General features: G+C 73.9%; 15 protein-coding genes and 5 tRNA genes. 7 read left to right on the top strand and 13 right to left on the bottom strand.

The genetic code is table 11. From position 1 onward, the window contains the following. A partial coding sequence (locus ACWDSL_RS02940; RefSeq protein ID WP_450481058.1) for a hypothetical protein occupies positions 1-314 on the bottom strand: 314 nt, incomplete at its 3' end. A 212-nt stretch (positions 315-526) separates the two neighbouring features. Between ACWDSL_RS02940 and ACWDSL_RS02935 the strand changes: the two genes are divergently transcribed. Further along, positions 527-1,072, top strand: coding sequence for a DsbA family protein (locus tag ACWDSL_RS02935; RefSeq protein WP_450481056.1), 546 nt, complete (start codon positions 527-529; stop codon positions 1,070-1,072). Between the two features lie 80 nt (positions 1,073-1,152). Here ACWDSL_RS02935 and ACWDSL_RS02930 read toward each other — a convergent pair whose 3' ends face one another. From ACWDSL_RS02930 to ACWDSL_RS02920, 3 genes are all read right to left on the bottom strand, one after another. Beyond that, on the bottom strand, positions 1,153-2,001 hold the full coding sequence (locus ACWDSL_RS02930) for a GNAT family N-acetyltransferase (protein ID WP_450481054.1): 849 nt from the start codon (positions 1,999-2,001) through the stop codon (positions 1,153-1,155). Between the two features lie 63 nt (positions 2,002-2,064). Next, positions 2,065-2,892, bottom strand: coding sequence for an aminotransferase class IV (locus tag ACWDSL_RS02925; RefSeq protein ID WP_450481052.1), 828 nt, complete (start codon positions 2,890-2,892; stop codon positions 2,065-2,067). After that, a complete protein-coding gene (locus ACWDSL_RS02920; RefSeq protein WP_450481050.1) occupies positions 2,889-3,947 on the bottom strand; it encodes a chorismate-binding protein in 1,059 nt (352 codons plus the stop codon). The genes ACWDSL_RS02925 and ACWDSL_RS02920 overlap by 4 nt, the downstream gene beginning before the upstream one ends. Before the next feature lie 183 nt (positions 3,948-4,130). On the opposite strand from ACWDSL_RS02920, the gene ACWDSL_RS02915 reads away from it, so the two are divergent. The 5 genes from ACWDSL_RS02915 (at position 4,131) to ACWDSL_RS02895 (ending at position 4,595) form a co-directional block, all read left to right on the top strand. Continuing rightward, positions 4,131-4,203: transfer RNA gene (locus ACWDSL_RS02915), tRNA-Gly, on the top strand. A 28-nt stretch (positions 4,204-4,231) separates the two neighbouring features. Next, positions 4,232-4,302, top strand: a tRNA-Cys gene (locus tag ACWDSL_RS02910). Between the two features lies 1 nt (position 4,303). Continuing rightward, positions 4,304-4,375, top strand: a tRNA-Val gene (locus ACWDSL_RS02905). A gap of 42 nt (positions 4,376-4,417) precedes the next feature. Continuing rightward, positions 4,418-4,489 (top strand) — tRNA-Val (locus ACWDSL_RS02900). A 34-nt stretch (positions 4,490-4,523) separates the two neighbouring features. Next, positions 4,524-4,595 (top strand) — tRNA-Val (locus ACWDSL_RS02895). Positions 4,596-4,647: 52 nt separating this feature from the next. On the opposite strand, the gene ACWDSL_RS02890 is transcribed toward ACWDSL_RS02895, so the two are convergent. The 4 genes from ACWDSL_RS02890 to ACWDSL_RS02875 all read right to left on the bottom strand — a co-directional run bounded on the left by ACWDSL_RS02890 (position 4,648) and on the right by ACWDSL_RS02875 (position 6,852). Continuing rightward, on the bottom strand, positions 4,648-4,932 hold the full coding sequence (locus ACWDSL_RS02890; RefSeq protein WP_450481048.1) for a TFIIB-type zinc ribbon-containing protein: 285 nt from the start codon (positions 4,930-4,932) through the stop codon (positions 4,648-4,650). Positions 4,933-5,003: 71 nt separating this feature from the next. Further along, entirely contained in the window at positions 5,004-5,981 is a 978-nt protein-coding gene (locus ACWDSL_RS02885) for a phosphotransferase family protein (RefSeq protein ID WP_450481046.1), read from the bottom strand. Between the two features lie 211 nt (positions 5,982-6,192). Beyond that, entirely contained in the window at positions 6,193-6,399 is a 207-nt protein-coding gene (locus ACWDSL_RS02880) for a hypothetical protein (RefSeq protein WP_450481044.1), read from the bottom strand. Between the two features lie 186 nt (positions 6,400-6,585). Continuing rightward, the gene (locus ACWDSL_RS02875) at positions 6,586-6,852 is read right to left on the bottom strand and encodes a hypothetical protein (protein ID WP_043486429.1); all 267 of its coding nucleotides are present in this window, start codon (positions 6,850-6,852) and stop codon (positions 6,586-6,588) included. Between the two features lie 252 nt (positions 6,853-7,104). On the opposite strand from ACWDSL_RS02875, the gene ACWDSL_RS02870 reads away from it, so the two are divergent. Continuing rightward, positions 7,105-8,622: a protein kinase domain-containing protein gene (locus tag ACWDSL_RS02870; protein ID WP_450481042.1), complete on the top strand. Its 1,518-nt coding sequence runs from the start codon at positions 7,105-7,107 to the stop codon at positions 8,620-8,622. A gap of 37 nt (positions 8,623-8,659) precedes the next feature. Here ACWDSL_RS02870 and ACWDSL_RS02865 read toward each other — a convergent pair whose 3' ends face one another. The 5 genes from ACWDSL_RS02865 to ACWDSL_RS02845 all read right to left on the bottom strand — a co-directional run bounded on the left by ACWDSL_RS02865 (position 8,660) and on the right by ACWDSL_RS02845 (position 19,274). Then, positions 8,660-9,478: a TrmH family RNA methyltransferase gene (locus tag ACWDSL_RS02865; RefSeq protein ID WP_398527123.1), complete on the bottom strand. Its 819-nt coding sequence runs from the start codon at positions 9,476-9,478 to the stop codon at positions 8,660-8,662. 53 nt (positions 9,479-9,531) lie between these two features. Then, the gene (gene cobA, locus ACWDSL_RS02860; RefSeq protein ID WP_089510431.1) at positions 9,532-10,752 is read right to left on the bottom strand and encodes a uroporphyrinogen-III C-methyltransferase; all 1,221 of its coding nucleotides are present in this window, start codon (positions 10,750-10,752) and stop codon (positions 9,532-9,534) included. Positions 10,753-10,902: 150 nt separating this feature from the next. Continuing rightward, positions 10,903-16,626, bottom strand: coding sequence for a nicotinate-nucleotide--dimethylbenzimidazole phosphoribosyltransferase (cobT, locus tag ACWDSL_RS02855; RefSeq protein WP_450481039.1), 5,724 nt, complete (start codon positions 16,624-16,626; stop codon positions 10,903-10,905). Between the two features lie 303 nt (positions 16,627-16,929). After that, entirely contained in the window at positions 16,930-18,183 is a 1,254-nt protein-coding gene (cbiE, locus tag ACWDSL_RS02850) for a precorrin-6y C5,15-methyltransferase (decarboxylating) subunit CbiE (RefSeq protein WP_450481037.1), read from the bottom strand. A 440-nt stretch (positions 18,184-18,623) separates the two neighbouring features. Beyond that, positions 18,624-19,274, bottom strand: a complete 651-nt coding sequence (locus tag ACWDSL_RS02845) for a GNAT family N-acetyltransferase (protein WP_450481035.1) — start codon at positions 19,272-19,274, stop codon at positions 18,624-18,626. Positions 19,275-19,398: the final 124 nt, after the last annotated feature.

Here is a 19,398-nt window from a genome sequence, read left to right as displayed (position 1 = left end):
GCCGCAGCCCCGCCCCGCTCCGCCGCCGCGGCGGCGCGCCGCTCCTTGCGGGTGCCACCGCCCCGGCGCTCCACCGCCCGGGTCACCATGAACAGCAGCCAGGACAGGCCGAGCACCCCGAAGCCCAGCCAGACGCTCGGCTTGAAGACCAGGTCGGCGATCCAGTCCAGGATGCCCGTCATCGCCAGGCCCACCGGCAGCAGCGCATAGGCGGCGATACGGGTCGCGGCCAGGAAACGCTTGCGGTACGCCGTCACAAAGGCGACCGCGAGTCCCGCCGCGGACGCCGCGGCGCAGACGGTGTCGGTCAGCATCGGGTCCTCCTGGCGATCGGATGACGGGAATCGGGCCCCGGGTATCCATCGTGCACCCTCGAGGCGCTATCCCGACCGTCCCGGGGATGAGGATCAGGGAGATCTCCGGGGAACGGCTCCTCCCCTGGGCCTAGTCCGCGACGCAGCCCTCACGGGCCGAGGCGCCCGGTGCTGATTCGGAGGACGAGGCTCCGGGCTGGAAGACTGACCCCATGAGCGACCCCCAGCCTGCCCACCCCGCTGAACCCGCCGAGCGAGCCGAGCGAGCCGAGCCGATCGTGCTCGATGTGTGGTGCGAGCTCCAGTGCCCCGACTGCCGTAGCTCACAGACCGATCTGCACGCGCTGCGCGCCCGCTACGGCGACGCTCTGGAGATCCGCATACGGCATTTCCCGCTGGAGAAGCACAAGCACGCCCACGCGGCCGCCCAGGCCCTCGAGGAGGCCATCGTGCAGGGCCGGGGCTGGCCGTACGCCGAGGCCGTCCTGGCCCGCGCCGAGGAGCTGGGAGCGCGCGGCGAGGTGCTGCTGGTGGAGGTGGCGCGGGAGCTGGGCCTGGACGCCGAGGAGATGGACACCGCGCTGATCGACGGGCGGCACATCCTGATCGTGGACGCGGACCAGGCCGAGGGCAAGGCGATCGGGGTCAACGGCACCCCGACGTATGTGATCGGCGACGAGCGGCTGGACGGCGGGAAGAGCCAGGAGGGTCTGCGCGAGCGCATCGAGGCGATCGCCGACCGGCTGCTCGCCGGCTGAGCCGGGGACCGGGCCCCGGGTCGAGCCGGGGACCGGGCCGAGCCGGGGACCGCGGGGGGCGTCAGCCGGTGCCCCGGGGCTCAGAGCAGCTGCTTGAACAGGTGGTACTCGGTCGACCGGTAGCCGAGCGACTCGTACAGCCGCAGCGCCGGGGCGTTACCGCCGAAGACATGCAGCCCGATCGTGCGGGCCCCCGCCGCCAGGCCGTCGCGCTCGGCGGCCAGCATGAGCGTACGGCCGTGGCCGTGGCCGCGGTGCTCCTCGGTGACCTCGACGCTGTAGACATAGCCCTCGAGGGCGCCCGCTGCCTCAGCCGCCTCCTCGGGGCGTATCGCCAGCCACACGGTGCCCACGTCCGTACCGTCGTGGGCGAGGACGCGCAGCAGGGCGTCGGGCGTCGCGGGGCCGTCCGGCAGCAGGGTCGCGTAGGCGGTGTCCGCCTTGGCCCGCGCCGCTTCCTCGGCCACCCCCCGATCCGTCCAGCTGCGGATGTACTCGGTCCGCTCGTGCTCGTACCAGGCCGGGTACTCCGCCTCCCCCATGGCCCGCACCTCGCTGCCCGCCGGCAGCTCGGGCGCCTCGGACAGCTCCTTGACCATGTTCCGGCCGCGCTCGCCGAAGCCGAGCGCGCCCGCGAGCCCGAGCGCGGTCGTGGCCTGCGCCGGGATGCTGACCTCCACCTGCGTACAGCCCCAGCCGCGCAGCACCTCCTCGGCGGCCAGCGCGGCGACCGTGCCCCGGCCGCGGTGGCGGTCCGGCTCGTCGATGTCCAGCCGCTCGATCCGCCCGACCTCCGGGCCCAGCCGGTCGTCGGTGGCGAGGTGGAGCGAGCCGACAGGGCGGCCGTTGACACAGACCTCGTACGAGCGGGCCCGGCCGCCCGCGTCGGTGCGCTGTTCCGGCCCGGTGGGCCGCAGGATGGTGGTCACGATGGTGTTCTACCTACCCGACGGACGATCGTCACCAGGTTTTCGCGGCGAACTGCCCACCGCTCAGGGGTCGAGGTCGTCGGCCGCCCGCCGGGCGAAGATCCGCATCGCCTCCGCGGTGACCGGGCCGGGCGCGCCCGGCAGCGGCCGCTCGTCCAGCCGGTGGACGGCCTGGACGTCCCGGGTGGTGGAGGTCAGGAAGATCTCTTCGGCCCGCTCCAGTACGTCGAAGGGCAGATCGGTCTCCTTCGCTCCCACCCAGTCGAGCACGAGCTGCCGCGTGATGCCCGCGAGGCAGCCGGAGGCCAGGGGCGGGGTGTGCAGTTCGCCGTCGAGGACCACGAAGACATTGGAGCCGGTGCCCTCGCACAGCCGCCCGACCGTGTTGCCGAACAGCGCCTCGCTCGCGCCGTGCTCCCGGGCCCGGGCGAGCGCCACGACGTTCTCGCCGTACGAGGTGGTCTTCAGGCCGGCCAGCGCCCCGCGCTCGTTTCGGGTCCACGGGACGGTGACCACCGCCGTCGTATCGGGCCGCCGGTCGGTGTCGACGAGCGCGACGACCAGCGTGGGGCCCGCCGTGCCGCGGTCGGAGCCGAGCGGTGAGACCCCTCCCGTATAGGTGATCCGCAGCCGCCCGAGCGGCGCCGGGTTGGCGTGCAGCACCGCTTCGCAGCCGCGCCGCACCTCGTCCAAGTCCGGTTCCTGAAGCCCGAGACCGCGGGCCGAGCCGGCCAGCCGGTGCAGATGGCGGGTGAGGGCGAAGGCGCGTCCGTCGGCCGCCTTGACCGTCTCGAAGACTCCGTCGCCGACCGTCAGTCCATGGTCGAAGACGGACACCTGTGCGCTGTCGGCCTCGCGCAGCGAGCCGTCGAGCCAGATGGCGAGCGTCATCGTGCGATGCCTCCCGTCGGCTGGTAGGCGCCCGCCGCCACCTTGAGCAGCCGGGCGGCCTTGAGTTCGGTTTCGTCCCATTCGCGCTCCGGGTCGGAGCCCCAGGTAATGCCGGCTCCGGTACCGAAGCGCAGCGCGGGGCCGCCGGCCGCCGCGCGGTCGATCCAGAAGGTCCGTATCCCCACCGCCAGCTCGCCGGTGCCGCGGTCGGCGTCCACCCAGCCGATGCCTCCGCAGTACGGGCCGCGGGGCGCGGTCTCCAACTCTTCAATGATGCGCAGCGCGCTGGACTTGGGCGCCCCGGTGACGGACCCGGGCGGAAACGCCGCCGCGAACAGCTCCGGCCAGCCCGCGCCGGCCGCCAGTTCGCCGCGCACGGTGGAGACGAGGTGGACAAGACCGGGGTGCGGCTCGACCGCGCACAGCGCGGGGACGGTCACCGTCCCGGTCGCGCAGCACCGGCCCAGGTCGTTGCGGACCAGGTCCACGATCATCACGTTCTCGGCGTGGTCCTTCTCCAGCAGGTCCGACGCCTCGCGCCCGGTGCCCTTGATCGGGCCGGATTCGACGACCCGCCCGGCCCGCCGCAGAAACAGCTCGGGCGAGGCCGTGGCGACCTCCACGCCATGCGCGGGCAGGCGGACGGTGCCGGCGTACGGGGCGGGGTTGCCCAGGGCCAGCAGCGCGGTGAGCTCGTCCACATCGGAGCGGTCGGGTTCGGGCAGCGGCGCGGACATGACCCGGCACAGGTTCGCCTGGTACACCTCGCCCGCCGCTATGTAGCGCCGGATACGCCGTACGCCCTCGGTGTAGGCGGCGCGGTCCAGCGATGAGGTCCAGTCCCCGGGGGCGGGCCCCGACCAGCCGCCGGGCGTCGGGGCCGGTACGGGCTCGGGCCGTACGTCCGCGAAGCGGGCGCAGACCAGGCCGCCCTCGAAGTCGGCGACCACCGCCCAGAAACCCTCGGATTCCAGAGCCGCGGGGTCGCTGGTCACATCACGCAGATCGGTGGCGACGAGGCCGCCGAAGCGGGCGAGAGGGGGGAGCTCGTACACGGTTGCGAGTCTAGGGCGGGCGCCTCCGCGGTGTGGCGGGAGGGCGTACCGACCGCGGCCCACTGCGGCACGCTGCGGAAACGGAGGGAGCATGGTGAGCAAACGGAATTTGAGCTGGCCCCGGAATCCGCTAGAGTTCAACACGTCGCCGGGACGCGGGAGCGCCCCGGAGAAACGACACCTGCGGACGTGGCTCAGTTGGTAGAGCATCACCTTGCCAAGGTGAGGGTCGCGAGTTCGAATCTCGTCGTCCGCTCGGAGTGGGGGTTTCGGCCCCTGCGTCTGGTGGAGTGGCCGAGAGGCGAGGCAACGGCCTGCAAAGCCGTCTACACGGGTTCAAATCCCGTCTCCACCTCGGACGATTAGCTCAGCGGGAGAGCGCTTCCCTGACACGGAAGAGGTCACTGGTTCAATCCCAGTATCGTCCACTCGGGCCCTTGCGGGCCCGCCGGGTTCTTATGGGCCCACCCGCGCGATTAGCTCAGCGGGAGAGCGCTTCCCTGACACGGAAGAGGTCACTGGTTCAATCCCAGTATCGCGCACACCGCGGTTCCGCGATCTTCATCGTGGTTCCCGGGACGATTAGCTCAGCGGGAGAGCGCTTCCCTGACACGGAAGAGGTCACTGGTTCAATCCCAGTATCGTCCACATGATCGGCCGAGGGCCGGGGCATCTCGCCCCGGCCCTCAGTCGTATGCGCTCAGGAAGAGAAGAGCATGCGCCCGAAGCCGCGGTGCTGCTTGTGGTGCCCGTGGTGACCGTGCTGCGGGGCACCCCAGGCGGGGGCGGGGGCGGCCGGGTACGCCTGAGGGGCCGGCGGCGCGGGCGGAGCCTGCGTGGGCGTGGACCACTGCGACTCGAGCCGGGTCAGCGCCTCCAGCTCCCCGTAGTCCAGGAAGATCCCCCGGCAGCCGCTGCACTGCTCTATCTGGACACCATTGCGGTTGTACGTGTGCATCTGTGCACCGCACTTAGGACACTGCATGGTCCGCTCAACTCCTCAGCTTTCAGACAAAAGCGCTACCGGAACGGCCGTCCGGCGGCGTTGACTTCACCCTACGCTCCGGCAAGCCGCGCGATGCGCAGGCAGGCCTCCACCATCGACTCCTCCGCCTCGTCCAACGGACGCCCCTCCCGCGCCGCCTTGGCGAGCGCCAGCGCGGAGATCTGCACGGTCAGCGCGCGGGCGGGCACGTCAAGACGCGCCCACGGGTCCTCTTGACGCTCCCCTGCGGCCGGACCGCCCGCCGCGCGGTACGCCTCCAGGAAGCGCTCCCAGTCGTCCGGGGCGAGCAGCCCGGCGGCGAACCAGGCGGCGGGGCGGGCGAGATCCCACGCGGGGTCGCCGAGGCCGAGGTCGTCGACGTCGATGAGCAGCCAGCGGGCGGGGGTGGGGTGTTCGGAGGATCCGGCGGACCGCACCAACTGGCCCAGGTGGAGATCGCCATGGCACAGCGCACCACCGCCCTGCGGCGCCGCCCCCTCGCCCCGCGCCCAGCCCGGCAGCGCGCCCCACGCCCGCAGCACCGCCTCCGCGGCCGCCCCCGCTCCGCCCTCCGCCGCTCCGGCCCCCGAGCGCCGCAACCTGGCGACGGCGCGGGCGGCCTTGGCGGGTCCGCGCATCGGCGGCAGCGGGCCGGGCAGCGCGGCGGGCTCCACGGAGTGCAGCCGCGCCAGCAGCGCCCCGGCCTCCGCCCATGGCGCGGCCTCCGGGTGCTCGGGCGACACCGGCTCCCCGTACGGCCACAGGGTCACGGCCCGCCCACCGGGCAGCGCCTCGGGCCCGCCCAGCGGCGGGAGAAGAATGCCGGCACACCTCGGATGCCCGGCCACCCGCACCCTGACGGCCAGCTCATCGCGGTCCGTACCGGGGTCGTGCGCCTTCGCGACGACCGAACCATGGCGTATGACGGTGGCGTCGCGGCGGTCCGCCAGCACGATCGGCTCGCCGACGGGTCCGTGATGCGGCGCGGACCGGCTGCGGACGACGTCGGCCAGTTGCGGGACGACGTCCTCCCGTACGGTTCCGCTCACGGCTTCCCATCTCGTATAACGCGGTGGCCCCTCCGAGCTGGATCCTAGGTCAGGCCGTATCCGCGCTTTGCCGGGGCACAGCCCCCGAACGGCGCGATGCCCGGACAGCTCCCCAGCTGTCCGGGCACTCGTGCCGTCCGCCGCACCCCCGTCCCCACGGGGTTGATGACGGGATGTCCCCGCCCGGGCCGCTCTCCCGGGCCTGGGGCGCTCAGCGCCCCAGCATTCCCGCCACGGACGACGCCTGTGTGACGACGGCCTCCCAGCCGCCGAACACGATGGCCAGGAGAGCGGCCGGCGGCAGCGTCATCGCCGCCGCGACCAAGGGGTGACGCCGGTCGGACCGCTGGTCGCCGAACACCTCCGCCGCGCGGTGCCCGCGCGCTCGGGTGGCCGTCCCTCCAGCCGGATCCGCCATTGCCTCTCTCCTGTCACATCTGGGGCGGCGAGCGTCTGACCTCGGGGGACGAGTGCTGCGCCCGCCGCTTGACCTCAACATTAGGCGCGGCGACCGGGGACGGCGTCATGCCTTCGTATCGATGCCGGGCCTCCCGGAGGATGACGTCCTGCGCGGGCGACTACTCCCCTGGGTGGAGACCCGGCGTCAGGACTTGGGGTCTTCCCTGAGGGGGCCCTCCTCGCGCTCCCCATCGTCGATCCGCGGCACCGGCTGCTCGACCAGCGCCAGCACCCTGGTGGCCATGAAGCGGGCGGTGCGCACCACCGAACCGCTCCGGGTGACTTCGCTCACTTCCACCACGCCTCGGCGCACCGCGGTCTCCACCCTGCGGCCCGCCCGGCTCGCCACCACTTCATAGGTACGCGTCGTGTCACCGGCGTCAACGACTATCTCCACACGATCACCCTTCACGGGCTCAATCCCCCTTCTGCGACGGTCCCTTGAGATCTCGCATCGCGGATCGGAGCGCGGATTGCCGCGATTCCGCCCCACTTCTCCAAGGATTCCACCCACCACTGACAATCCATCCGCCGACGCATGCGCGGCCTCTGCGCGCGTCGGGCCGTCAATCCGTAAGCTGTGCACGTCAGACGGCGGCAGCGGTTGGGGCCTCCCCGCGAGGGGTACTGGGAAGGGGCCTACCACCGGAGGTAGGGGACGGACATGGCGATGATGCGGCTCCGGCGCGAGGATCCGCGTGTCGTCGGTTCCTTCCGGCTTCACCGGCGGCTCGGCGCGGGCGGCATGGGGGTGGTCTACCTCGGCTCCGACCGGCGCGGGCAGCGCGTGGCGCTGAAGGTGATCCGGCCGGATCTGGCCGAGGACCGTGAGTTCCGGTCCCGGTTCGCCCGTGAGGTCTCGGCCGCGCGGCGGATCCGCGGGGGCTGTACAGCACGGCTGGTGGCCGCCGACCTGGAGGCCGACCGGCCGTGGTTCGCCACGCAGTACGTGCCCGGGCCGTCCCTGCACGACAAGGTGAACGAAGCGGGCCCGCTGCCCGCCACACAGGTCGCCGCCATCGGGTCGGCGCTGGCCGAGGGCCTGTTGGCGGTGCACGAGGCGGGTGTGGTGCACCGGGACCTCAAGCCGTCGAACATCCTGCTGTCGCCCAAGGGTCCGCGGATCATCGACTTCGGCATCGCCTGGGCGACCGGCGCCAGCACGCTGACGCACGTCGGCACGGCGGTCGGCTCCCCCGGCTTTCTCGCGCCCGAGCAGGTGCGCGGGGCGACGGTGACCCCCGCGACCGACGTCTTCGCGCTGGGCGCGACGCTCGCGTACTGCTCGATGGCGGACTCCCCGTTCGGACAGGGGAGTTCGGAGGTGATGCTCTACCGGGTGGTGCACGAGGAGCCGCAGTTGGCCGGGGTGCCGGACGCACTGGCTCCGCTGCTCCACGCGTGTCTCGCGAAGGACCCCGAGGACCGGCCGAGCACGCTTCAGCTCTCCCTGCGTCTGAAGGAGATCGCGGCGCGGGAGGCCCACGGGCACGGCGGGCATGGGCACGGAGGTCATGGGCACGGGGGGCACTCCGGCCCTGGCGTACATGGAGGGCTTGGCTCCGGTGGGTCCGGGCACGGGCAGTCCGACGGGCACCACTCCGGAGGCCAGCATCCGGGAGGTCCGCACTCGGGCGGTCCGCACTCCGGGGGTCCGCACTCGGGAGGTCACTCGTCCGGCGGGCACCACCCCGGGCCGCGGCAGCCGTCGGAGCGGCCGAGCGGCCGGCGCGCCGACGAGTACACACGGCAGCGTACGGAGCGGCGCCCCGGTGGCACTCCTCCGCCCGCGCCCCGCGGCCAGGCTCCGCGCTCCTCTGCGCCGCGCCAGGGGCCGGGTACGGGGGGCCGTTCGGCCGGTTCGGCCGGGGCCCCTGGGTCCACTGGGTCCTCGGGCCGTAACTCCGGCGCCCGCCCGACCCCCGCGCGCCCCTCGGGGCGCAACGGCGCGCGGCCGCCCGTGCGTACGCTCCGTACGCCGCGGAACGGACGCCGGCCCGTCGGGCCGGACCGTCGGCTGATGCGTCAGCGGCTGATCGTCTTCGTCGTCGTGACGCTGCTGGTCGCGCTGGGCATCGCGGCGGCCCAGGGCTGCCAGGGACCGCCCTTGGGGCTCGGGGCGCCGATGCCCGCGCCCACCGCGCCGTCGTCGCAGGGTGCCGCGCCGCCGCCGCACAGATGACGTGAGCGGGAGCCTCTTACCTCGCCTGGGCCGGTCGTCAGTCCTGCGGACGGCCCGCCGTGACCGCGTAGAAGGCGACCGCCGCCGCCGCGCCCACGTTGAGGGAGTCGACGCCGTGCGCCATAGGGATGCGCACCCACTCGTCCGCGGCCATAAGGGCCTGCACGGAGAGCCCGTCCCCCTCCGCGCCCAGCATCAGCGCGACGCGCTCGATGCGGTGGGGGGCGGCGTCGTCGATGGAGGTGGCCTTTTCGTCGGGCGTCAGGGCGAGGATCTTGAAGCCGGTGTGCCGGACCGCTTCCAGACCGCGCGGCCAGGTCTCCAGGCGCGCGTACGGGACGGAGAAGACAGCGCCCATGGAGACCTTGACGGAACGGCGGTACAGCGGGTCGGCGCAGTCCGGTGAGAGCAGCACCGCGTCCATGCCGAGCGCCGCGGCGCTGCGGAAGATCGCGCCTATGTTGGTGTGATCGTTGACGGACTCCATGATCGCCACGCGCCGGGCGCCCTCCAGCAGCTGCTCCGCCTCCGGCAGCGGTTTGCGCTGCATGGAGGCGAGGGCGCCCCGGTGGACGTGGTAGCCGGTCACGCGTTCGGCGAGGTCCGGGCTGACCGCGTAGACCGGCGCCGGGACATCCTCGATGACGTCCCGCATGACGTCGACCCACTTCGCCGACAGCAGCATGGAACGCATCTCGTAACCGGCCTGTCTGGCCCGCCGGATGACCTTCTCGCCCTCGGCGATGAACAGGCCCTCGGCGGGCTCGCGCCTGCGCCGCAGCTCCACATCGGTCAGACCCGTGTAGTCGCGCAGCCGCGGGTCGTCGGGGTCATCGACGGTGATGAGATCAGCCACAGGGTGATACTGCCTTGTCCTGGAGGTCGTGCCAATGACGCCGACGCGATGCGTTACCGATGGTTACCCGAGGCGAGGGCGGTGACCTCGCCGATCACCACGACCGCGGGCGGCCGTACACCCTCGGCCGCGACCCGTTCCGCCACCGTGGCCAGGGTCGCGTCGACGCGCCGCTGGGTCGCGGTCGTGCCTTCCTGGACGACGGCGACCGGGGTGTTCGCGTCCCGGCCGTGCTCGATGAGCGTGGCGGAGATCGGGCCTATCTTCTCGACGGCCATGAGGAGGACGAGCGTGCCGCGCAGCTTCGCCAGCGCCGCCCAGTCAACGAGCGAGCTCGGGTCGTCGGGTGCGACATGCCCGCTGACCACCGTGAACTCATGAGCCACACCCCGGTGGGTCACCGGGATCCCGGCCACGGCCGGCACGCTGATCGCGCTGGTGACGCCCGGTACGACGGTGCAGGGGATGCCCGCCTCGGCGAGTGCGTGCGCCTCCTCCATGCCGCGTCCGAAGACAAAGGGGTCGCCGCCCTTGAGCCGGACCACCGACTTGCCCGCCTTCGCGTGCTCGATCAGCGCGTTGTTGATCGCCTCCTGGGCCATGAAGCGGCCGTACGGGATCTTCGCCGCGTCGATCACCTCGACGTGGGGCGGCAGCTCGTCGAGCAGATCGCGGGGGCCCAGGCGGTCGGCCACGACCACGTCCGCCTCGGCGAGCAGCCGACGGCCGCGCACCGTGATCAGATCCGGGTCGCCGGGGCCGCCGCCGACCAGCGCGACCTGGGGCCCGCGGGCGCGGTGGCGAGGCGCGGCGAGGGTGCCGTCGCGCAGCCCCTCGACGACGGCGTCCCGCACGGCGGCGGAGCGGCGCGGGTCACGGCCGGTGAGCACGGCGACGGTGACGCCCTCGCTGCGTCCGGTGGCCGGGGTCCAGGCGGTGGACGCCTCGGCGTCGTCGCTGCGTACGCACCACACCCGGCGCGCCTCGGCCTCCGCGGACGCGGCGGCGTTGGCCTGGGGGTCGTCGGTGGTGATCAGGGCGTACCAGGCGCCCTCGAAGTCGCCGTCCCGGTACTTGCGGCGCTCCCAGCGCACCTCGCCGGCCTCGGCCATCGCCTCGACGGACGCCGTCGCGGACGGCGAGATCAGCACGATGTCCGCGCCCGCCGCGATCAGCGCCGGCAGCCGGCGCTGGGCGACCTGGCCGGCCCCGAGGACGACGACCCGACGCCCGGACAAGCGCAGTCCCACGGGGTATGCAAAGTTCTCGGACATGGCGATGCGGCTCTCCTCGTGCGAATGCGCTGCCGCTGCGGCGCTGGAGCGGCTGATCGCTGATCGGGCTGATCTGGCTGATCGGTCCTGATCGGGCTGGTCGGCTGTGGGACATGCCCCCGCGCACACCTTACGTGGCGGGGGCGGACGTCAGCCCTTCTCCGTGACCCCGGCGGAATCGAAGGTCGCCACCTCGTGCATGGCCCGGGCGGCGCTCTGCACCACGGGCAGCGCCAGCAGCGCGCCCGTCCCCTCCCCCAGACGCAGATCGAGATCGACCAGCGGCCGCAGCCCCAGCTTGTTCAGCGCGGCCACATGTCCGGGCTCGGCGCTGCGGTGCCCGGCGATGCAGGCGGCCAGCACCTCGGGCGCGATGGCCCGCGCCACCAGCGCCGCCGCGCCCGCGCTCACCCCGTCCAGGATGACGGGGGTACGCAGGGACGCGCCGCCCAGCAGCAACCCGGCCATCGCGGCGTGCTCCAGGCCGCCGAACGAGGAGAGGACACCGATGGGGTCGGCCGGATCGGGCTGGTGCAGCTCCAGACCGCGCCGTACGACATCGACCTTGCGGGCATGCATCTCGTCGTTGATGCCGGTGCCGCGCCCGGTGACCTCGGCCGGGTCGGCGTCGGTGTAGACGGAGATCAGGGCCGCCGACACGGTGGTGTTGGCGATGCCCATCTCACCCGTGAGCAGTGCCTTGTTCCCGGCGGCCACCAGGTCACGGGCCGTCTCGATACCCACCTCGATGGCGCGCAGCACCTCCTCGCGGCTCAGCGCGGGGCCGACGGTGAAGTCGCCGGTCCCCGCCCGCACCTTGCGCGGCAGCAGCCCCGGCGTGTTGGGCAGCTCACTCGCCACGCCCACGTCCACGACGCACACCTCCGCGCCGACCTGGCTCGCGAAGGCGTTGCAGACCGCCCCGCCGCCCAGGAAGTTGGCCACCATCTGGCCGGTGACCTCCTGCGGCCAGGCGGTGACCCCCTGCGCGTGCACCCCGTGGTCGCCCGCGAAGATCGCGACAGCGGCGGGCTCGGGAATCGGCGGCGGGCACTTCCGGGACAGTCCGCTCAACTGCGCCGAGATGATCTCCAACATGCCCAGCGCGCCCGACGGCTTCGTCATACGCTTCTGCCGCTCCCACGCCTCGCCGAGCGCCTTCGCGTCCAGCGGACGGATGCCGCGCAGGGTCTCCTGCAGCAGATTCGCCGGGTCCTCACCGGGCAGCGCGCGCCGCCCGTACGTCTCCTCATGCACAACCCACGACAGCGGGCGGCTCTTGGACCACCCCGTCTTCACCAACTCCGGCTCCTCGGGGAACTCGTCGACGTACCCCACGCACAGATACGCCACGACCTCCAGATGCTCGGGCAACCCGAGCGCGCGCACCATCTCGCGCTCGTCGAAGAAACTGACCCAGCCGACGCCAAGCCCCTCGGCCCGCGCGGCGAGCCACAGGTTCTCCACGGCGAGCGCGGAGGAGTACGGCGCCATCTGCGGCTGCGTGTGCCGACCCAGGGTGTGACGGCCGCCGCGGGTCGGGTCGGCGGTCACGACGATGTTGACCGGAGTCTCGAGGATCGCCTCGACCTTGAGCTGCTTGAACTGCTTGGCCCGCCCCTTCGGGAGCGACTTGGCGTACGCGTCGCGCTGGCGCGTGGCCAGGTCGTGCATGGTGCGCCGGGTCTCCTCGGAGCGGATGACCACGAAGTCCCACGGCTGCGACTGCCCGACGCTGGGCGCGGTGTGCGCGGCCTCGAGCACGCGCAGCAGCACCTCGTGCGGGATGGGGTCGGAGCGGAAGCCGTTGCGGATGTCGCGCCGGTCGCGGATGACCCGGTGCACGGCGGCCCGCTCGGCGTCGGCGTAGCCCTCGGCGGGGGGTGCTGTGGGGGGGTCGGCTTCGGGCTCGACGGTTTCGGCTTCGGGCTCGGGTGCGGCGGCGTCTTGTTCGGTCGCGGCCGTGTCGGCGGATGCGGGCGCGGCGGTGGCCTCGGTGGCTGGCGCGGCGGTCGCGGGCGCATCCGCCGTGGCCGCCTCGGCTGCGGGCGCGGCGGCCCCATCCGCTTGTCCGGCGGGCGCGTCGTCGGTGCCGCCGTCGGTGGCGGACGCGTCGGCCGCAGGCTCCTCGGCGGCTGCCGGCGCGGCGGCCGATCCGTCGGCCGAGGTCTCAGCGGACACCTCGGCGGCTGCTTGGGCAGCGGGATCCGTGACCTCGGCTGGGGCTGCCTCGTGAGACGCGGCGTCGGCAGCCTGCGCATCGGCCGCATCAGCGGCGGCAGGCGCGTCCGGCGTTGCGGCGGCAGCGGCATGGCCTGCATCGGACTGGGCGCCCGGTGCGGCAACAGACTCGTCGCCCGCAGGGGCGGCGGCATCCCCGCCCGGGGCGACAGTAGCCGCGGGCGATGCACTGGACGCGTCGGCAGTTGACGGGGCGGCGGCTGCGTCGCCCTCCGACGCCTCCCCTTCGGCCGCAGCCTGAGCGGCGCTGGAGCCTGCTGCTGCAGCGGCAGGCGCAGCAGCGACAGCGTCACCACCGGGCGCGCTCCCCTCAGCCTCAGCCACAGCCGACGCAGCGGCAGCAGCGTCGCCGCCTGGTGCGTCTGCTTCGGCCGCAGCCGGAGCGGCAGCAGAGTCCTCATCGGGCGCGGTGGCAGCCGCAGGCACATCAGCCGTAGGCGCAGCGGTCACGCCCTCGGACGCATCCGCAGACTCCGCACCGGAAGCGGCGGCGGCAGGAGCGACCGTGGCCGCATTACCGCCCGGCGCGTCGGCCGTGGCGGCCGACGCGTCCCCGTCCGCCCCCGTTGGGCCATCTGCCGACGCGACAGCGGCGGCTGACCCGCCCCCGTCCGCCTCAGTCGGGCCATCTGCCGACGCCGTAGTGGCAGGCGCACCAGCCGTGGGCTCGGCCGTGGCGGCACTGCCGCCCTCTGCGTCAGCCGCAGGCGCGGCAGTCGCGTCCCCAGCCGACACGGCAGCTGCCGCGGCTTCAGCTTGACCACTCGGTGCATCCTGTCCGGGCTCAGCCGCAGACACATCGGCCGTAGTGGCGGCGACCGTGCTGCCCTCTTCAGCCGACGCATCGGCGACCGCACCGTTGGCGGAGGCGTCACCGTTGGACGCGGCGGCTGACTCGCCCCCGTCCGCCTCAGTTGGACCAACTGCCGACGCCGTAGCCGCAGGGGCATCAGCCGTCGGCGCGGCCGTGGCACCGCCGCCCTGTTCGTCTCCAGCCGTCACGGCAGTCGCGGCGTCGCCACCCGGCGCGCCCTCCTCGGCCGCAGCCGCGGCAGGGTCCCCACCGGCTACCTCGCCAGCCGCCGCAACGGCGGCGACATGAGCACCTGGTGCGTCCTGTCCGGGCGTAACCGACTCAGAGTCCCCATCCGGCGCGGCGGTCACGTCCGCCAGCGCATCCGCAGCCGCACCGGCGGCATCCCCACCGGGCGCAGCGGCAGACTGGGCGCCGGCTACGTCGCCATCCGACCCGGTAGCGGCAGACCCCGCACCGGAAGCGGCGCCCGCAGGCGCGGCAGCAACCGCACCACCGCCCGGCGCTTCGGCCGCAGGCGACGCAGTGGCGTCCCCAACAGGCGCGGCAGCACCGGCAGGCCCAGCACCAGACGAGGCAGCCACAGGCCCGCCAGCCGTCGGCGCGGCGGTCGCGGCGTCCGCGGATCCATCGCCATCAGCGGCAGGCTCAGGGCCCGTGGCGGCAGACGTATCAGCAGCAGGCGAAGCAGCGGCTCCCCCATCCGGCACGGCAGAAGCCGCAGCCGCGTCAGTCGTCGGCGCGGCAGTCGCGCCATCCCCAACCGGCGCGTCGGCAACCGCGCCCTCGGCAACAGCCGAGGCATCGGCGGCTGCACCGTCCGCCGGCGCGGCCCCAACTGGGGCCGTGGCGTCAGGCTCCGCGCCGGTAGCACCAGCCGCAGGCGCGGCAGGCGCGCCCTCGGCCCCGGCTGCTCCCGCTGAGGCATCAGCCGGCGCGGAGTTGGCCGCGCTCCCAACTGACGGGTCACTCACTGCGCCGTCCGCCGCGGCCACCGGTTCGGAGGGCGCTCCCCGGCCCTGCGGTCGCTGACCCTGCTGGCCCTGGCCCCGTGCGGCGCGGCGTCGCGAGGCCCGTCCTGGCGGGGCCTGCGCCGGAGGGGTGTCCTGCACGGCGGCCTGGTCGGCGACGGGCTCGGCCGGAGCCTCGCTCGCCGTGGCCGTGCCTTGTGCGGCGGTCCGGCCCCGGGCCGCACGGCGGCGTGCGGCGCAGCCCTCGCAGGGCTGCGCCGCGGGGGCCTCCGGCGTGGCGGCGGCCGAACCCGCCTCAGTCGCCTCCGCCGCCTCCTGAGGCTGCTCGGGCTGCCCCTGCGCGGGGTCGTCGGACGAGGGGGCCTCAGCGACTATGGCGTGGCCCGGGGCCACGGGTACAGGCTGCGGCGCGGGCTCGGCCGGGGTCGAGGTGCCGTCCGACTGGGCCGGGATGGTGATGCCCGTGGTCGGCTGCCCCGACGGCTGCGCGGACGGCTCCGCCTGCGGGTGGCTCTGGGCCGGGATATCCGCCACGGGCCCCGCGAAGCCCTCCGCGGCCGGGGCGTTCCCCGGTTCCTGCTGCGGTGGGACGGAGTCCGGGTGGACGACCTGCGCGGGGATGTCGACGGCCGGGTCCACGCCCTGGAATTCGGCCTCCGCGGGGATGGCCTCGGCGACGTCGGCCTGCTCCGCCGCGGGCTCGGCGAACTGCTGCGGCTCGTACGGGCCCTGTGCCTGGAGCTCTTCGGCAGCGTCGGCCACGTCCTCCGCCAGAGGCGCGGCCTGCGGAGGCTGAGCGCCCCAGGGGCTGCCGGGCTGCGGACCGGGGAACGGTCCGGCGTCCTCACCGGGCTGGTCGATGTATTGGGGTCCGGCGGCAAGCGGCTCGGTCTGGTGCACGGGCGCGACATGAGCGGGGACAGGGGCTGGGGCACCGGCTCCGGCCGGGCCCCGGTCGGCGAGAGAACGCACGACGCCGTTGGTCGGTTCGGGCATCGGCGGGCCCATGTGCAGCGGGCGCCGCGGCGGGGTGGGGGCCGGCGCACCGGTCTGAGCAGCGGTCGGACGGGCGGAAGCGGCCTGGGCGACGGGCATGGGCTGCCCCTGCGCAGGCTGGTCCTGCTCAGGCTGAACAGGCGCGGGCTGGGCCTCCGTGGGCTGAGCGGACACCGGCTGGAGTTGGGGCTCGGGCGGCCTTACGTCCTCGTACTCGGCCTGTCCCGCGTCCGCGAACTCGGCCTCCGGTCCGGCGTTCCCGTACTCGGCAGGTCCCGAGTCTCCGTACGCAGCCTGTCCCGGGTTTCCGAACTCGGCCTGTCCTGCGTTCTCGTACTCGCCCGGCGCCGCGTCCGCATACTCGGCCGGCCCCGCGTCGTAGCCCCCGCCCGGAACCTGGTCATAGGCTCCGACGGGCACCTGGTCGTAGGGCCCGCCCTGCCCCTGGCCGTAAGGGCCGCCCTGACCCTGGTCATAGGGCTCGGCCTGCCCCTGGTCGTAGGGGCCGTAGCCCTGGGCCGGCACCGCGTCGTAGCCCGCCGGGCCCATCTCGTAGGCGCCGGTCTCGTAGGCGCCGGGCAGGTGGGTCATGGGCTGCTGGTACGGGGCCTGCGGGGGGTGGTACTGCGGCTGGTGCTCGCTCCACGCGCCCTGGGCGCCGGGCATGAGGAGCAGGTCGTCCTCTTCGCCGCCGCCGTCGTGCGTGTCGAGGAAGGTGTACGCGGACTGCGGCTGCTCGATGAAGCCGGCGTCGGCAGGGGGGGTGTGGACATCCGTGGGATGCGGCTGCCCGAGTCGTCCGCCCGCGTTCTCCGGCAGTCCCTCGCCCGGGACCTGGCCGGTGTCGGTCATGCGTACCCCTCGCCCATCGCTAGTGCTCCTTCCTACCGCCTACCGCCTAGAGCAAGCCTCAGAGGCAAGAACGAGCGCACGCGGTGCGCGGCACGTAGCACGCCCGAGGCATTGCCTACCGCGGCCCGTCAAGAGGGGGACGCATTCCGGCCATTGGCCGATAAAGCGCCGAACGCCGGGCAGCGGCACAGGCAGTACAACGATCCGCCAGCCTACCTCGGGCGCCGCTCGGCAACGCTCATCGGGGCGAGGGTCACAGGGGCATATCCGGGTGGTGGCCAGGGGCAGCGGCAGAGGGCGAAATCACAGGTGCGGGCGGTGACCGCACACCAGGAAGGCCACCGCACGCTCGCGTTCCGCCCACACTCTGGTGTCCAGTTCAACCGACTGCAGAAGGGCGCATTCGACCGCGTAACCACCGTCCTCCAGCGCCCGGCAGACGGCTTCCGCCTCGTCGCGTGTCGCGGCATGTGTGACGATCCGCTCGGGGCGGCGGTCGGCGCACGCGGCGACGACTGCGGGGCCGCCGCCGCCGACCCGCACCACGTCCGGCTCGGGCAGGTCTTCGAGGACCTGGGGCGCGGTGCCGTGGACGACCTGGAGCTGTACGCCGAAGCGGCGGGCGAGGGCGGCGGCGCGCTCGCAGGCGTCCCGGTCGCGGTCCACGGCGATGACGGCGGCGCCGAACCCGGCCGTCTCGACCGCCGCCGCGCCGCTGCCCACGCCGATGTCCCAGACCAGGTCGCCGACGCGGGGGCCGAGGCGGGCCAGTTGGGTGGCGCGCAGCTGAGGGGACTCGCTCTCGCCGAGGACGGTCGCGTACGCGGCGGCGGGCAGTGCCCAGCCGCGTACGGCGCCCGGGTAGCCCGGGTCGCGCCCGGCGAGCCACCCTCCGCCCTGCAGTACGCCGCGCGCGGCGCCCGGGGCGGGGGCGCTGCGCGCCGGGGGCGCGCCGGAGCCGCCGATGACGATGACGACGTTGGGGTCGCGCCAGGTGTGGTCGACGGCCTTGTCGGACGTCAGTACGGTCACCCGCTCGTGCCGGGTGCCCAGGGCCTCGCAGATGACGAAGGTGCGGTGCACCGGGCCGAGCAGCAGTGCGAGTTCGGCGGGGCCGGCGCCGGGCGAGGTGAGCACGGCGACCTTGGGGTGGGCGCGGCAGACGTTGACGGCGCGGCGCAGGTCGCGGCTGTGGGCGACGACCACCTGGGCGTCATCCCACGGCATCCCCGCCCGGGCGAAGGCGGCTGCGACGGAGGAGACCGCGGGGACGACCTCGACCTCCAGACCATGCTCGGGGGCGCGCAGGGCGCGCACGACGCCGAAGTAGCCGGGGTCGCCGTCGGCCAGGACCACGGCGGAGCCGCGGTGCTGAGCGATACGGCGGGCGGCGAGGTCCACGCTGCCGAGCCTGATCCGCTCCGCGCCCGGCGGGACTTCGGGCAGCGCCAGGTGGTGGGCGGCGCCGGCCACGAGAGTGGCCGCGCCGAGAGCGGAGCGGGCCACGTCCGTGAGCGGGGAACCGTCCCAACCGATCACCGTGACGCGGTCGGCCATCTTCGTGTGTCTCCCAGGGTGTCGCGGGCGGGCGGGCGGCTGGCGGGCGGCCGCGGAGGTGACCGGCGCCGGTGCGCTCGCCGCCGCGCGGGGGCGCGCGGAGCTCGGGCGAGATGCTTGGGCGCGGTGCTCGGGCCTGGAGAGATTATCCCGCCTGGTCCGGACCTCCGGACGCAGGGCGCATGCGCCCTGGGGCGCGAGGCCCTGGCGGGAGGCTCGGGGCGTGAGTTCAGGGCGCGTTGAGGCGAGGGCGCGCCGGGCGCCGGGAGTGCGCCGGGGACGGGGCGCGCTACCGGTGACGCACGCCACGGGCCGGGCGCGCCGCGCCGAGAGGCCGAGGGCGCACCAAGGCCGGGCCGCGTGGTCGAGGCGCGCCACCGGCGAGGCACGCCACCGGTCGGGCACGCCCCGACCAGGGGCAGCGCGCGCGCCGAGGGTGGTCAGTTCCAGTCGGAGTACGTGGGGTACGCGCCGAAGCCGTCCGTGTCCTCCATCAGGCCGCCGTGCACGCCCTGGAGGTCTTCTGGCAGCAGGCTCCAGACGATGACGTCGGTGCGCACCTCGATCCAGCCGCCGCCCTCCGTCTGCGTGCGCGCTATCCAGGCGTTGCGCAGGACGCCCTCGCTGATGCAGCCGATCTTCTGGGCGACCTGCTGGGAGGCGGTGTTGTCCGCGGCGGTGCGCAGCTCGAGCCGTTCGAACTTCTGGTCCTGGAAGAGCCAGCGGGCGACGGCCAGCGCGGATTCCGAGGCGTAGCCCTCGCCGCGCGCCCAGGGGGCGGTGACGTAGGCGACCTCGGTGGCCAGCACACGCCAGTCGGTGTTGCTCAGGTGCACCATGCCCACGAGGCGCTGGGTGAGGAATTCGGCGACGGCGAAGACGATGCCGCGGCCCGAGGTGCGCTCGGCGGGCGCGGTGCGCAGTGCCCACTCGCGCGCGTCGCGGGTGGTGTAGGGGTGGGGCACCGAGGTCCAGGCGGTGACGAGTTCGTCGTTCATCATCTCCGTGAGCGCGGGCACGTCCGCTTCCTCGAACGGGCGCAGCACCAGCCGTTCCGTACTGATGGAGATGTCCGGGAAGGTGGATGTCATGCGCCGCTCCATAACCGGGGTCCGGGGTCCTGGGGTCCAAGATTTCGGGAAGAGCCCAGCATGCAGCATCGCCTGAGGGAAATGCAGCACGGGGTGGCCAAGCGGAAGGCTCCGTATCCGTTTG

The sequence above is a fragment of the Streptomyces sp. NPDC000941 genome (assembly GCF_053599555.1).
Note: the sequence above shows the minus strand (reverse complement) of the source record. Positions and strands in the feature narration are given on the sequence as shown.

Coding starts and splice junctions, on each gene's coding strand:
- ACWDSL_RS02925 (WP_450481052.1), bottom strand. CDS start 2,892: ATGACGCTCGCCATCTGGCTCGACGGCTCGCTGCGCGAGGCCGACAGC.
- cbiE (WP_450481037.1), bottom strand. CDS start 18,183: ATGGCCGACCGCGTCACGGTGATCGGTTGGGACGGTTCCCCGCTCACG.
- cobA (WP_089510431.1), bottom strand. CDS start 10,752: ATGTCCGAGAACTTTGCATACCCCGTGGGACTGCGCTTGTCCGGGCGT.
- ACWDSL_RS02935 (WP_450481056.1), top strand. CDS start 527: ATGAGCGACCCCCAGCCTGCCCACCCCGCTGAACCCGCCGAGCGAGCC.
- cobT (WP_450481039.1), bottom strand. CDS start 16,626: ATGACCGACACCGGCCAGGTCCCGGGCGAGGGACTGCCGGAGAACGCG.
- ACWDSL_RS02890 (WP_450481048.1), bottom strand. CDS start 4,932: ATGCAGTGTCCTAAGTGCGGTGCACAGATGCACACGTACAACCGCAAT.
- ACWDSL_RS02880 (WP_450481044.1), bottom strand. CDS start 6,399: ATGGCGGATCCGGCTGGAGGGACGGCCACCCGAGCGCGCGGGCACCGC.
- ACWDSL_RS02845 (WP_450481035.1), bottom strand. CDS start 19,274: ATGACATCCACCTTCCCGGACATCTCCATCAGTACGGAACGGCTGGTG.
- ACWDSL_RS02870 (WP_450481042.1), top strand. CDS start 7,105: ATGGCGATGATGCGGCTCCGGCGCGAGGATCCGCGTGTCGTCGGTTCC.